The organism is Natronobeatus ordinarius (assembly GCF_024362485.1).
Classification (GTDB): Archaea; Halobacteriota; Halobacteria; order Halobacteriales; family Natrialbaceae; genus Natronobeatus; species Natronobeatus ordinarius.
The window spans coordinates 3,842,533-3,856,313 of the sequence record NZ_CP101456.1 but is presented as its reverse complement, the minus strand read 5'-3'; the positions used below and the strand labels follow the sequence as shown (position 1 = coordinate 3,856,313).

At 67.0% G+C, this 13,781-nt stretch carries 12 protein-coding genes; 3 read left to right on the top strand and 9 right to left on the bottom strand.

What is annotated here, in order from left to right:
• Nucleotides 1–59: 59 nt before the first annotated feature.
• Nucleotides 60–275, bottom strand: a complete 216-nt coding sequence (locus NMQ09_RS19335; protein ID WP_255192199.1) for a PLDc N-terminal domain-containing protein — start codon at nucleotides 273–275, stop codon at nucleotides 60–62.
• A gap of 80 nt (nucleotides 276–355) precedes the next feature.
• Nucleotides 356–1,651, bottom strand: coding sequence for an amidohydrolase (locus NMQ09_RS19330; RefSeq protein WP_255192198.1), 1,296 nt, complete (start codon nucleotides 1,649–1,651; stop codon nucleotides 356–358).
• 98 nt (nucleotides 1,652–1,749) lie between these two features.
• On the opposite strand from NMQ09_RS19330, the gene NMQ09_RS19325 reads away from it, so the two are divergent.
• Complete coding sequence (locus NMQ09_RS19325; RefSeq protein WP_255192197.1) at nucleotides 1,750–2,724, top strand: NAD(P)-dependent oxidoreductase; 975 nt, start codon at nucleotides 1,750–1,752, stop codon at nucleotides 2,722–2,724.
• Between the two features lie 49 nt (nucleotides 2,725–2,773).
• Complete coding sequence (locus NMQ09_RS19320; protein WP_255192196.1) at nucleotides 2,774–3,199, top strand: adenine nucleotide alpha hydrolase family protein; 426 nt, start codon at nucleotides 2,774–2,776, stop codon at nucleotides 3,197–3,199.
• A gap of 56 nt (nucleotides 3,200–3,255) precedes the next feature.
• On the opposite strand, the gene NMQ09_RS19315 is transcribed toward NMQ09_RS19320, so the two are convergent.
• The 3 genes from NMQ09_RS19315 to NMQ09_RS19305 all read right to left on the bottom strand — a co-directional run bounded on the left by NMQ09_RS19315 (nucleotide 3,256) and on the right by NMQ09_RS19305 (nucleotide 9,047).
• Entirely contained in the window at nucleotides 3,256–4,440 is a 1,185-nt protein-coding gene (locus tag NMQ09_RS19315) for a M24 family metallopeptidase (protein ID WP_255192195.1), read from the bottom strand.
• A gap of 86 nt (nucleotides 4,441–4,526) precedes the next feature.
• Nucleotides 4,527–5,870, bottom strand: a complete 1,344-nt coding sequence (locus tag NMQ09_RS19310; RefSeq protein ID WP_255192194.1) for an aminotransferase class III-fold pyridoxal phosphate-dependent enzyme — start codon at nucleotides 5,868–5,870, stop codon at nucleotides 4,527–4,529.
• A 72-nt stretch (nucleotides 5,871–5,942) separates the two neighbouring features.
• Nucleotides 5,943–9,047 carry an adenosylcobalamin-dependent ribonucleoside-diphosphate reductase gene (locus tag NMQ09_RS19305; RefSeq protein WP_255192193.1) on the bottom strand — a complete coding sequence of 1,035 codons (3,105 nt, stop codon included), beginning with the start codon at nucleotides 9,045–9,047 and terminating at the stop codon, nucleotides 5,943–5,945.
• Between the two features lie 519 nt (nucleotides 9,048–9,566).
• Here NMQ09_RS19305 and NMQ09_RS19300 point away from each other — a divergent pair.
• A complete protein-coding gene (locus NMQ09_RS19300; RefSeq protein ID WP_255192192.1) occupies nucleotides 9,567–9,719 on the top strand; it encodes a hypothetical protein in 153 nt (50 codons plus the stop codon).
• A gap of 70 nt (nucleotides 9,720–9,789) precedes the next feature.
• On the opposite strand, the gene trpG is transcribed toward NMQ09_RS19300, so the two are convergent.
• Genes trpG through trpD form a run of 4 tightly spaced genes read right to left on the bottom strand, consistent with a single transcriptional unit; the run spans nucleotide 9,790 to nucleotide 13,755 of the window.
• Nucleotides 9,790–10,422 (bottom strand): anthranilate synthase component II, encoded by a 633-nt coding sequence (gene trpG / locus NMQ09_RS19295; protein ID WP_255192191.1) that lies wholly within the window; start codon nucleotides 10,420–10,422, stop codon nucleotides 9,790–9,792.
• A complete protein-coding gene (trpE, locus tag NMQ09_RS19290; RefSeq protein WP_255192190.1) occupies nucleotides 10,419–12,095 on the bottom strand; it encodes an anthranilate synthase component I in 1,677 nt (558 codons plus the stop codon). The genes trpG and trpE overlap by 4 nt, the downstream gene beginning before the upstream one ends.
• Complete coding sequence (locus tag NMQ09_RS19285) at nucleotides 12,092–12,748, bottom strand: phosphoribosylanthranilate isomerase (protein WP_255192189.1); 657 nt, start codon at nucleotides 12,746–12,748, stop codon at nucleotides 12,092–12,094. The genes trpE and NMQ09_RS19285 overlap by 4 nt, the downstream gene beginning before the upstream one ends.
• Nucleotides 12,745–13,755 (bottom strand): anthranilate phosphoribosyltransferase, encoded by a 1,011-nt coding sequence (gene trpD / locus NMQ09_RS19280; RefSeq protein WP_255192188.1) that lies wholly within the window; start codon nucleotides 13,753–13,755, stop codon nucleotides 12,745–12,747. The genes NMQ09_RS19285 and trpD overlap by 4 nt, the downstream gene beginning before the upstream one ends.
• Nucleotides 13,756–13,781: the final 26 nt, after the last annotated feature.

Below are 13,781 nucleotides of genomic sequence, written 5' to 3'. Positions count from 1 at the left end.
CCGACCGGACGCGCTCGATCGCTGCTCGGTAGGAGCCCACGGTCCGCTCGAGTCGGCGCCTACACGACGCGGTCTCGGCCGAGCAGGAAGTACAGCACGAGCCCGAGCAACGGGGCGAGGAAGACGACGAGCGCCCAGAGGAACGACGGATGGCTGCTGTTTTTCTCGGCGTCCCCGTACGTCCACACGACCAGGACGAGGTAGACGATCAGGAAGAACAGGGCGAACAGCGCAGCACCGCCGGAGCCGGATTGCAAGACGATGGTGGAGGGCATGGTCGTCCAGTTGTGACCGTCGTGACAAATATCTTGGGATACCACCTGATCGCGTCAGACGATGACGCGAGAGCGGGCAGTCACGGCCGCGTCGCTGCGATCCGCTCGATCGAGTCGGCGAGCGTCTCGACGGCGAGCTCGAGGCTGCGCTCGTCGACGTCGAACCCCGGCGTGTGGTGGCTGTCTGGGTGGTCGGTGCCGACGATCAGGTACGAAGCGAGGCCACCCTCGTCCTGGACGCGCTGCATGAGGAACGTCGCGTCCTCGCTCGCGCCGAACGACGCCGTCGGAACGACCCGTTCGACGCCGTCGACGTCGGCGGCGACGTCGGCGATCACGTCGACCAGTTCTCCGTCGCTGTCCGCACGCGGTGACTCGCTCTCGATCTCGAACTCGAGCTCACAGCCGTGCATGGCGGCTGCCGCCTCGAACGTCCGTCGGAGCTCACCTTTCACGTACGCCATGAGTTCGGTCGTCTCGCCGCGAGCCTCGGCGGCCACCCGCGCCCGCTCGGCGATCACGTTGCTCGAGGTACCCGCGTCGATCCGGCCGACGTTGACGCGGGTCATTCCAGCCGAGTGGCGTGGGATCCCGTAGGCGTTCTGGACCGCCGTGGCGACCGCCTGGATCGCGTTGTCGCCCTCGTTCGGGGCCTTGCCCGCGTGGGCCGACTGTCCCACGAAAGTCGCGTCGACGTGGCACATCGCCAGCGGCTCGACGATGCCGGCGACGACCTCGCCCGTCGGGTGGTCGAGCCCGACGTGGACCGCGAGGAGGTACTCGAGTCCCTCGGCGTAGGGGCCCTCGGCCATCGGCTTGCCGCCGCCGCCCAGTTCCTCGGCGGGCTGGAAGAAGACCGTGAACGTCCCTTCGAACTCGCCCTCGAGCACCGCCTCGAGCGTCCCGAGCCCGATAGTCACGTGGGCGTCGTGGCCGCAGGCGTGCATCAGTCCCTCGTGTTCGGAGCGAAAGCCCTCGGCGGCCGGCCGGTGATCCTCGTCGTCAGGCTCCTCGATGAACAGCGCGTCGACGTCCACCCGGAGGCCAATCGACGGCCCGTCGCCCCGCGAAAACCGAGCGACCGCGCCCGTGTAACCGCCCTCGGTGGCCTCGAGGACGTCCGGTCGCGCGCCGCGCTCGCGCGCTCGCTCGAACCACGGCTCGAGGTCGGCCGCGTCGGGCACGGCCATCCGTTCTTCCGGATCCATCGCCTCGCGACCGACGGCGAGCTCGAGGTCGACGTCCGTCGCGTCGGCGATCCGTTCGAGTTCGTCGACGAGCAGGCTGGTCGTGTAGAACTCCCGCCAGCCCGGTTCCGGGTAGCGGTGGAACGTTCGTCTGCGCTCGACCAGCCGATCGCGGCTCGCACGTGACATGACTGCACGGGGCTAGCCCTCGAATCGACTTAAGTGTACACAGATTCCGTTGAAGGCGAATACAAACGCTTTATTCGTCGGAGGCGCTGGCGGTACCCATGAGCGAGACACCAGATATCGTCGTCCTCCGTGAAGGAACCGAAGGACTGCCGACCGAACCGTACGCCGAGGCACTGCGCGAGCGCCTTCCCGACCACGAGGTCGTCCACGCCCCGACGCCGCGGGCCGAGCGCGAACTCGTCGCCGAGGCGCCGATCGTCACCGGGGTCCGCATCGACGAGGAGCTGCTCGCGCGCGCCGAGAACCTCGAGCTGTTCGCCTGCGCGTTCTCGGGGACGGGTCACCTCCCGATGGACGAGCTGGCCGACCGCGAGGTAGTCGTCACGAACGCCGGCGGCATCCACGCGCCGGGACTCGCCGAAGGAGTGCTCGGCAACATGCTCGTCTTCGCCCGGCGGCTCCACGAGGGGTGGCGTCGGAAGCAGACGCCGGAGTGGCGCCACTTCCAGTCGTACGAACTCACGGGCTCGACGGTGACGGTCGTCGGCCTCGGCTCGATCGGCCAGGAACTCGTGAAACGACTCGAGGGCTTCGACGTCGAGACGATCGGCGTCCGCTACACGCCCGAGAAGGGCGGCCCGACCGACGAGGTGATCGGCTTCGACGAGGACGACCTCCACGACGCCCTCGCTCGGACCGACTACCTCGCGATCGCCTGCCCGCTGACGGAGACGACCCGCGGACTGATCGACGAGGCGGCGTTCGCCACCCTCCCGCCGCACGCCGTCGTGGTCAACACCGCTCGCGGTCCGATCGTCGACACCGACGCGCTCGTCTCGGCGATCCAGACCAACAGCATTCGCGGCGCCGCCCTCGACGTCACCGACCCCGAGCCGCTGCCACACGACCACCCGCTGTGGGACTTCGAGAACGTCCTCATCACGCCCCACACCGGCGGCCACACCCCGAAACACTGGGACCGGCTCGCCGACATCGTCGCGGCCAACGTCCACCGCCTCGAGGAGACGGGCTCCACCGACGACCTCGAGAACGTCGTCTTCGCGCCGAACTGACCGGCTCGCCGGCGGGCCGTTGATGAGGCCAGAGCCCGTCCGTCCCACCATGACCGTCGTGGCCCTCGTCGACCGATCCAGGGGCGAGGAGGTCGTCCTCGAGGCTGCCCGTCAGGCCGAGGAGCTCGAGACGGAGCTCCACGTCGTCTTCGTGCTCGGGCTCGGCAAACTCGCGAACATGGAGCTCGGCTTTTCCGAACGGCTGGGGATCCCGACCGGCACGGACGTCATCGAAGACCAGTGCACCAGGATCGCCGACGAGGTCGCGGGAACGGTCCTCGAAGAGGAGGCCTACGAGGCGGTCGGCCTCGTCGGCGTCGAGGCGGACGAACTCCTCGAGTACGCCGAGGCGGTTGAGGCCGACTGTATCGTCGTCGACGGTCGACCGGGAGTACGGACCGACACCTTCAGCCCGTTCCAGAACACGATGAAAGCGCTCGAGGAGAGCGAATTCCCGATCGTCCCCGTCTACTGAGGGTAGCCGGGACAGGAACGTGGCTAGACGGAGAACAGTTTCTGCGGGAACGAAGCTTAGACCGAGAACAGTTTCTGCGGGAACGAGGAGAAGCGCTCTGCCCCCGTGCTCGTGACGCGGAACGACTCGCTGATCTCGACGCCGAACTCGTCGAGCCAGATACCGGGGATCAGGTGAAACGTCATGTTCTCCTCGAGCACCGTCTCGTCGCCCGGGCGCAGGCTCGCCGTGTGCTCGCCCCAGTCCGGCGGGTAGCCACAGCCCATCGAGTAGCCGATGCGCGATTCCTTCTCGATGCCGTGTTCGGCGATCGTCTCCCGCCAGGCCAGCTCGACCGCCTCGCAGGTGACGCCCGGCTCGGCGGTCTCGAGTGCGGCGTTCAGTCCCTCGACGACGACGTCCGCGACGTGAGCCATCTCGTCTGGGATCTCGCCGACGACGGCTGTTCGCGCCAGTGGGGAGTGATAGCGGTGGCGACAGCCCGAGAGTTCGATGATGACGGGATCGCCCGCCGAGAACGGCTCGTCGGTCCACGTCAGGTGTGGCGTCCCGGTGTGCTCGCCCGACGGCATCAACGGGACGATCGCGGGGTAGTCACCGCCGAACGGGAGCTCGTCGGTGCCGCCGACGAGCGTCTGGTAGATCTCGGCGGCGACCTCGGATTCGGGGACGCCGTCGCCGATGGCGTCGATCCCCGCCTCCATCGCCGCCTCCGAGAGCCTGACGGCCTCCTCGATGTACTCGATCTCGCGATCGGACTTCACGATGCGAACCTCGTTCACCAACAGGTCGGCGTCGACGAGCGTCGCCTCCGGGAGCTCACGCTGGAGCCGTTCGTGGGTTCGAGCCGTGTAGTAGGCGGCGTCCATCTCGACGCCGAGAGCCGCGTTCTCGAGGCCCAGCTCCTCGAGCACGGTCGCGACGTAATCCATCGGATGCTTGCCGACCGGTGAGTGGACGTGGTCGTCGCTGTACGAACGGATGTGCTCGTGGTCGATCCAGACGGTCGCTTTCGCCCCGTTGGCGTCCATCTCCCGGCCGACCCAGACCGGCTGGTCGTGCTCGAGCGAGACGATCACGCCCTGATGGACGTAAAAGGACCAGCCATCGTACCCCGTCAGGTAGTTCATGTTCGCGGGGTCGGTGACGAACAGTGCATCGAGTCCCGCCTCGCGCATCCGTGTTTTCGTCCGGTCGATCCGATCCTCGTACTCGCGTCGGTCGAATGGAGTGGCCGTCATTGTCTGCCACACGCTACATCGCGGGGACGTCGCTTAACTTTTTTTGTACCCGCCGTATACAGCAATCGTTTACTGTTCGAGGGCGGTCAGGCCGCGGCGTCGATCGACTCGAGGAGCAGGTCGGCGCCGAGGTCGATCTCGCGTGCGGTGACGTCGAGCGGGGGGAGCAAACGGATCGCCTTCTTCCCGCAGCCGAGGGTGAGCATTCCCCGCTCGATGGCGTTCTCGACGACCGCGTTCCGGCGGTCGGCCGTGTCGAACTCGACGGCGAGCATGAGCCCCAGTCCGCGCACGTCGACGACGCCTTCGGGTTCGGCGTCGCGCAGGCGCTCTTTCATGTGTTCGCCCCGTTCCACGGCGTTCTCGAGCAGGTCGTACTCCTCGATCGCGTCGAGCGTGAGCACGCCCTGCATCGCCGCTAAGATGTCGCCGCCGCCCCAGGTCGAGCCGATCCGATTTTTCTCCTGTGGGAAGACGTCCGAGCGGGAGATCGTCGCCGCCGAGCGAAGCGCCTTGGCGCTCGCGATCACGTCCGGTTCGATCGGGTAGTGATCGGAGGCCCACATCTTCCCCGTCCGGCCGACGCCCGACTGGATCTCGTCGACGATCAGCGGGATGTCGTACTCCTCGTTGATCCGGGCTACCTCCGTCATGAACGACTCGCTCGGGAAGTTGTAGCCGCCGACCCCCTGCACCGGCTCGAGCACCATGAACGAGACCTCGTCGGGGTCGACGTAGCCGCCCTCGGGCTCGAGCAACCGCTCGAGCTGTGAGCGCTCGCCGGCGAAAAAGCCACAGGAGCAGCTCTCGGCGTCACAGCTCCGATCCTCACAGAAGGGGACGGTGCGCGTGCCCGCAACCTCGGGGTACGAGCGGGTGTAGACGGACTTGGTTCGGGTCATCGAGAGCGTTCCCAGCGTCCGGCCGTGGAAGCCACCGACGAACGTCACGCCGTACTTCGGCGTCCCAGCCTGGGCGTAGGTGATCTTCATCGCGTTCTCGATCGCCTCCGCGCCGCTGTTACAGAGAAACACCGTGTCCATCCCGTAGTGGTCGGTGACGTCGATCAGCCGCTCCATGAGCTGGCTCGCCATCGAGTGGGTCGGCTCCGTCGGTGACGAACCCGCCCCGGCGTAGAAGTCCTGGCCAGCGATCTTCATCGGGTCGACGAGGTCGAACTCCTCCATCCGGTCGAGAATCTTCGGGTTGTTGTAGCCCAGCGGGGCTGCACCGATGTGACAGGTGAAATCGAGCAACACGTTCCCATCGACGTCGGTACAGAACGGTCCTTCAGCGTCGGCCGTCACGTCCCAGACGAACTCGTGGGAGTACTCACTCGGGGCGGCGTACTCGTGGTGATACTCGATCCACGCCTCCGCGGCATCCCCGGGCAGCCCGCGAACCGACGGCTCCGCAGTATCGCGATCCATATACAGAAATCGTATATGGCGTTATTAAACGTTGGTATTCGATCGGACAGAGGCTACGGGCTCAGCGACCGTTCAGCACTCACTCCAGCCACAGGACTCACAGGTCTTACAGCCCTCCGAGTAGTACAGCGAGAGCGATCCACAGGAGGGACACTCCGGCGACTCGCCGGCGTCGATGAGGTCCTGGGTCACGTCGTCGCTTTCTGCACCGGCCGCCCCGCCGTCAGTCTCTGGGCCGTCGTATTCGATCCCCTCGGCGTCAGCGTCGGCGGATTCCTCGAGCGTCTGCTGTTTGGGGTAGGGCTTGTCGATCTCGTCCTCGAGATAGCGGCGCATCGCCGTCCCGATGGCGTCCGGGATCGACTGGATCTGCTCGCCTTTGTCCCAGGCGACCTTCGGGCTGCGGGTGCCACAGAGTTCGTCGACGATCTCCTCGGGGTCGACGCCCGAACGCAGCGCCGTCGAGATGACCTTCGCGAGCGCCTCCGTGAAGGAGTTGGTGAAGCCACCGGAGTGGCCGATGTTCGCGAACAGTTCGAACGGCTGGCCCGTCTCGGGATCCTCGTTGATCGTCACGTAGATCTTCCCGTAGCCGGTGTCGACACGCTGGCTGACGCCTTGCAGGGCATCCGGCCGGGAGCGCTTCTCGGCGTACTCGTGGTTCACCTCGATCCCGCCGAGGAGGCCGTCGAGTTCCTCCTGGGCGACGGCCTGGACGTCCTCGCTCTCGAAGAACTGCTCGAGGCCACCGAAGACCTCCCGGATCTGCTCGACGATCGCCTCTGCGGCCTCGGTCTCGTCGGCGAACTCGGCGTTGTCCGCACGCGTCGTCAGCACCTGCTTGCTTCGGGTGCCGTCCCGATAGTAGGTGACGCCCTTGCCGCCGTGTTCGTACACCCACTCGAAGACCTCCTTGGCGTCCTCGAGCGTGGAGTCGTTGGGCGCGTTGACCGTCTTCGAGATCGCCGAGTCGACGCCTTCCTGGCAGGCACACTGCACCGCGGCGTGGTCTTTCGCCGAGAGGTCGGCGGTGATGACGAACAGCTCGCCGATAGCGTCGGGCACCGTCTCGAGGCCCTCGACGCCGTCGAACTCGTTGTTCGCCATCTGCTCCTGGGCCTCACGTTTGGCGGCTTCGACGTCGATGCCGTTGGCCTCGAGCGTCCGCAGGAAGTAGTCGTCGAACTCGACGAGCATCTCGTCGCCCTGGACGTCGTCGGTGACGTTCTTGTAGTAGGCGACGTTGTAGATGGGCTCACAGCCACCCGTGGTGTTGCCCACCATCGACGTCGTGCCTGTCGGGGCGATAGTCGTCACGTTGTGGTTGCGGATAGAGAAGCCGTCGGCCCACTCGTCGGCGTCGAGACCGGTCTGGTGTTCGAACCAGTCACGGTACTCGACGGGGTCGGCGTACTTCGAGTCGTCCCAGTCGTTGAAGACACCGCGTTCCTCGGCGAGCTCGTGGCTCGTCCACTTCGCCTCGTGGTTGATGTGGGTCATCAGCTGGCGGGCGACCTCGTTGCCCTCCTCACTGCCGTACCTGATGCCGAGCTGGATGTACAGCTGGGCCAGGCCCATGATCCCGAGCCCGATCTTTCGCATGTTCCGGACCGTCTCCTCGATCTCCTCGACCGGGAAATCAGACATCGTGACGACGTTCTCGAGGAAGCGCGTCCCGTACTGGATGCGCTCGTCGAACTCCTCCCAGTCGATCGCCTCCTCGAGGAACGCCGCCATTGCCTCCTCTTGCGTGTCGTACTCGTCGGCGTGCTCCTCGCTCCAGACGCGCCAGTCGGGCGCCTCGAGGTCGACGAGCGTCGAGAGGTTGATGTGACCGAGGTTGCAGGCCTCGAACTCCTCGAGGGGCTGTTCGCCACAGGGGTTAGTCGCGAGGATGCGGTGGTCGGGGTGTTTCTCGACGTCGAAGGAGTGTTCCTTGTTCACCCGCTCTAAGTAGATCACGCCGGGTTCGCCGTTCTCGTGGGCTCCGTCGACGATGCGCTCCCAGATGAGTTCGGCGGGGATCGACAGCGGTTCGCCGACCTCGACGTACTCACCGAGGTCGTACCGACTGTACATCTCTTTGGTCTCCTCGGTCGCGACGTGGGGCGCTTCCGTCCGCGGGTTGGTGAACGTGTACTCCTCGCCGTTTTGCAGCGCCTCCATGAAGGCGTCGGTGACGCCGACAGAGATGTTGAAGTTCGAGAGATGCCCCTCGACGGCGTTGCGCAGGTGTTTGGGGACGTGACCGTCCTCGTCGATGAGCTCGCGGGCCTCCTCGAGCGCCTCGGCGAACGTCGTGTAGGTGTAGTCGTCGGGGTCGTTCAGGCGCAGGGTGTGTGCGAGCGAGACGTCCTTGTTCTTGGCGTGGATGAACTCGATGACGTCGGGGTGGGAGACGCGCATGATGCCCATCTGGGCGCCACGACGGGTCCCGCCCTGGGCGATCGTCTCACAGAGCTGGTCGTAGGTGCGCATGAAGGTGATCGGGCCCGACGCGATGCCACCCGTAGAGCCGACCGAATCACCGAACGGCCGGAGCTGCCAGAAGCCGTAGCCGACGCCGCCGCCGGACTGGAACACTTCGGCGGCCTTCTTGGCCGTCTCGTGGATGTCAGAGAGGTCGTCGTCGGGGCTCATGACGAAACAGGCCGAGAGCTGCTGGAGTTCGTCGCCGGCGTTCATCAGGGTCGGCGAGTTCGGCATAAAGGAGAGCTCCTCCATCCCCTCGATGAACGTCTCCGCGACGTCCTCGACGTGCTCGCGTACCTCCTCGGGCAGCTCGGGGACGATCGTGTCGTAGGCGAACTTGTTGACGTTGTACTCCGTCAGCGTCGTCTCGACGTCGTCGTCGACGGTCGTCCCTGCGCCGAAGACCTCCGCGGCGAGTTCGTCCCGACGCGGGTGGCCGGGCTTGAGCTGTTCGGGCGTGGCGGTGACCTCGAGGTCGCGCTTCTGGGCCTCGTACACCGCCTCCGCGAGGGCGATATTCTTTCCGATGCGCTCGAAGAGCTCCTCCTGGGTCTCCGTGAGATTGCCATCGGCGTCCTTGCGCAGGTAGCGCGCGGGAAGGATGTTGTGATAGGCGTTCGCCGTCATCCGCTCCTCGAGCGTCTCGCCCTCGGTGCGTTTGATCGGGAGTGTGATCTCGTCCGCGGAAAGGTCAGCGCCGCTCATGCGCGGGCCACCTCCCAGGCGTTCGCGCTCCGTCCGGCGATTCCGTCGTGGGTCCGGGTTGTGAGTCGCATCATTCGTGACGAGGGTTCGGTATTCAGCCAATCACAATAAGCGTGGTGTTTTTCTGAAAGTCATATGTTCCTAGTACAACCCGATTTTCATAGATGGGTCTGGGCGAACTCGGCGTCGGCCACACTGACAGTGCCACCAGGCTGCTGCCGCGTCTGTACACAGATACGACGGCAACGCTCTTAACGATTATCAGAGGGAGGTGAAAGTGATCTCGACCGCCTGAATCCCGAGACTGCAAGGGGTTCACCGGCTCACGAGCCGCCGTACTCCTGCACATCCGTTCCAGCGCAGGCCGCAGCCGGTTCGCAGTTGTGCCGGTCACTCGGTGCCGCCCTCCCTCCCACCGTTTGTCACCGGACGAACGTTATCGGATCAAAGACCGATCTGTGTTCATCTCTGTCACAACACCCGGAAAGATTACGTTCTCGGAGTGCACGCTCATCAGATATGTTCGAGATAGCCCTGCTCGTCCTCGCGGCGATCGCCGCGATCGTCGTCGTGGTGACGGCCGTTCGGATCGCCGTCAAACTCGCCATCAGACTCGCTATCGTCGCCGCAATCGTGCTCGCTGCCCTCTACGCAACCGGCTTCATCATGTGACTGCCGAGATCGGCACGTGACCACCAGCACCGGAAACGACACCGGCCGACCCACCCCGGTCGACCGCCGTTTACACGTTCTCGAGGAAGTTCTCGATCACGTCGTGGCCGACGGCCGTGAGCACGCTCTCGGGGTGGAACTGGACGGCCTCGATCGGGTGCTCGCGGTGACGAACGCCCATCACGAGGCGTTCTCCATCGTGGTCGGCCGTCGCCGTCACGTCGAAACAGTCCGGCACCGCCGTCGCGACCAGCGAGTGGTATCGGCCTGCCCGGAACCCCTGTTCGAGTCCGTCGAAGACGCCCTCGCCGTCGTGGTCGACGGCCGAGGCCTTGCCGTGGACCGGCTCCGGTGCCCGGCCGACGCGCCCGCCGTAGGCGTAGACGGCCGCCTCGAGACCGAGACAGATGCCGAGCGTCGGCACGTCGGGGCTCACCTCGTGGAGGACGTCCATCGTCACGCCGACGTCCCGGTCGTTTTTCGGATGGCCGGGGCCGGGGCTGATGACGATAGCGTCCGGCTCGACGGCCCGGACGTCCTCGAGGGTGGCCGTGTTCCGGAGCACCACCGTTTCGATCCCGGGTTGCTGGCTGACGTACTCGACGACGTTGTACGTAAAGGAGTCGAAGTTATCGATAAACAGCACCGTCCGGGGCGGGGTCGAGGCGTCCGAGTCGGCGGTCGACCGCCGCTCTGTGCTCATCGACTCACCTCCGGCGTCGACTCGAGCGTCGGCGCTTCGATCCGCTCTAATGCGGCGAGGACGCCGTTCATCTTCTTCTCGGTCTCCTCGTACTCGGCTGCGGGGTCGCTGTCGGCGACGAGCCCCGCGCCCGCCTGGACGGTGATCCGCTGGTCGTCACCGTCCTGCTCGACCGTCGCCGTCCGGATCACGATCGCGAAGTCGGCGTCGCCCGAGAAGGAGTAGTAGCCGACGCCGCCGCCGTACAGGCCTCGAGGCTCGGTCTCGAGGTCGTCGATGATCTCCATCGCACGCACCTTGGGGGCGCCAGAGAGCGTCCCGGCGGGGAAGGCCGCCCGCGTCGCGTCGAAGGCGTCGGGAGACGACGGCTCCCGGGCAGCCGAACGTGGTTCGGCGACGTCCGCCTCGGCCGCCAGTTGCCCCGTCACGGTCGACTCGATGTGCTGGACGTGGCTGTACTTGAGGACGTTCATGAACTCCTCGACGCGGACCGTCCCCGGCGCCGACACCTGGCGAACGTCATTTCGCGCCAAGTCGACCAGCATCGTGTGCTCGGCGCGCTCTTTCCCGTCGGCGAGCATCTCGCCCGCGAGCCGGCGATCCTCGACGGGACTCGAGCCGCGGTCGCAGGTGCCCGCGATCGGGTTCGACATCACCTCGCGTCCGCGAACGGAGACGAGCGTCTCGGGGCTCGCCCCCACGACGGCGAGCTCGTCGTGCTCGAGGACGTACATGTACGGCGAGGGGTTCACCTCGCGCAGGGACTCATAGAAGCCGAGCGTGTCGACCTCGCCGCGGAGTTCGCGCGTTCGCGAGATGACGCCCTGGTAGATGTCGCCGTCGAGGACGTGTTCTTTCGCCCGCCGGACGCACTCCTCGTAGTCGGCTCTCGAGCCCGCCGTCTCCTCGTGGCGAGTGAAGCCGCCGGTCTCGAGTTCGTCGGCCGACGCGAGCGTCCGTTGGACCGTGGCGGCTTCCTCGCGGAGTTCGTCGTAGACGGCCTCCGGGTCGGCGCCGTCGTCGAGGATCGGCGTGAAGACGAGCGAGACGGTCCCCTCGAGGTCGTCGAAGACGAGCGTCTTCGTCGTCAGGACGAACTCGGCGTCCGGGAACCGCGAGTCGGGTCGCTCGAGGCCGACCTCTGCCAGGTGGAGGTCGTAGACGGCGTCGTACGCTAAAAATCCGACCAGCCCACCCTCGAGGTACTGGCGGTCGCGGTCGGGGACGTTTACCAGGTCGACGTCCGGTAGCGCCGCACGCAGGGCGTCGACGACGTCGCCGTCGGCGTCGGTCTCGATCGCCTCGAGCGGCGCGTCGTCGGCGAGCGCCTCGACAGTCGTCCCGTCGGGGCCGACCGTGACGACGGCCTCGGGGTCGTAGCCGACGAACGAGAAGCGGGCGTGGCGGTCGGCCCCCGCGGCGTTCGAGGAGAACGCCCCGTCGGGATCGCTCGAGGCGACCTTCTCCGCGCTCTCGAGCAGGAAGGCGTAGGGCGATCGCTCCCGGTCGCTCGTCCGGCCGGTGAGCGCCGCGTACGCCGACAGCGGCGTGGTGTCGACTGCGAGGGAGGCGACCGTCCTGACGACGACCGGCCGATCAGTCGCGCCGGTTGCGTACTCACGAAACGCCTCCCGGGTGAGGTCGAGGTCGGGGGCCGTCGTCGCGTCGGTCACGGCGACACCTCCTCGATCCGCCGCGCGGTCGTCGCCCGGTCGACGAACGCTTCGACGGCCCCGGCGTCTTTCACGCCGCCGCGGGCCTCCACGCCGCTGGCGACGTCGACGGCGAACGGCTCGACCGTCCACACGGCGTCGGCGACGTTCCCCGGCGTGAGCCCGCCGGCGAGGATCACCGGCGACTCGAGGTCGGCGGCCGCCTCGCGAGTCCGCTCCCAGTCGTGGGTCTCGCCGGTCCCGCCGCCGCCGTCTTCGTCGACGGAGTCGACGACCAGTCCGTCGGCGACCGCGTCGAACGAGTCTGCCCTCGAGACGTCGTCGGCGTCGACGGCGACCAGCACGTCCGCGCCGACCGCCGCTCGAAGCGACGCCACGCCGTCGGGCTCGAGCCCGCCATGGACCTGGATCGCGTCCGGTCCGACGGTCTCGACGAGCTCGATCGCTGCGTCCGGACTTGACGGCATCGTCACGAGGACGGTCGTCAGAAACGGGGGGGCCGCGGCGACGAGGTCGACTGCCCGCTCGAGTGAGACCTCCCGCGGCGTCTCGACCGGGACGTCACAGATGACGCCGACCGCGTCGGCTCCCGCGTCGGCGACCGCCCGGAGGTCCGCCTCGCGGGTGACGCCACAGACTTTCACCCGCGTCATCGTGCCTCCGGGGCGCTCGCGCGAAGCCGTTCGAGCTTCGCCGCCGCCTCGCCGTCGGCGATCGCGTCGCGTGCGCGTTCGGCTCCCTCCTCGAGCGAGTGGACCGCGCCGGCGACGTAGATCGCCGCCCCCGCGTTCGCGAGGATGACGTCGCGTTTCGCGCCCTCGACGTCGCCCTCGACGATGCCACGCAGGTCGGCCGCGTTCGCCGCAGGCGAGCCGCCCGCGATAGCGTCGATCGACCGGCGCTCGAGGCCGAGATCGGCGGGCTCGAGGGTGTACGTCTCGACGTCGTCCCTCGTTACCTCGGCGACGACCGTCTCCCCGTGGATGGCGATCTCGTCGGTGCCGTCGCCGTGGACGACGAGCGCGCGCTCGACGGCCATCCGCGAGAGCGCCCGCGCGACGACGGGCACGAGGTCGGGGTCGTAGACGCCGACGACCTGTGCGTCCGCACCCGCCGGGTTGGTCAGCGGCCCGAGGACGTTGAAGATCGTCCGCATCCCGAGTTCCTTGCGCGGGCCGATCACTGCGGCCATCGCAGGGTGGAACACCGGCGCGAGCATGAAGCCGATGCCGTCGTCCTCGATCGCCTGCTCGACCGCCGGCGGTTCGGCCTCGACCTCGACGCCGACTTCCTCGAGGACGTCCGCGCTTCCCGAGGACGACGACACCGAGTAGTTGCCGTGTTTGGCGATCGGAACACCCGCCCCGGCGGCGACGATCGCGCTCGTCGTCGAGACGTTGATCGTGTCGTGGTCGTCCCCACCCGTCCCACACGTATCGACCAGCGGCTCCCGGTCTGGGTCGATGCGCCGGGCGACCGCCCGCATCCCTTCGCCGAAGCCGGCGATCTCGGCTTCCGTCTCACCTTTCGCGCGCAACGCCGTCAGCAGTGCGCCGATCTGTGCCTCCGTCGCGTCCTCGAACACCGCTCTCGAGGCCGCTCGAGCCTCCGTCTGCGTCAGGTCCTGGCCGTCCGTGACGCGTTCGACGTATTCCTTCATAGGGACACCAATGTACGCTATTGTCT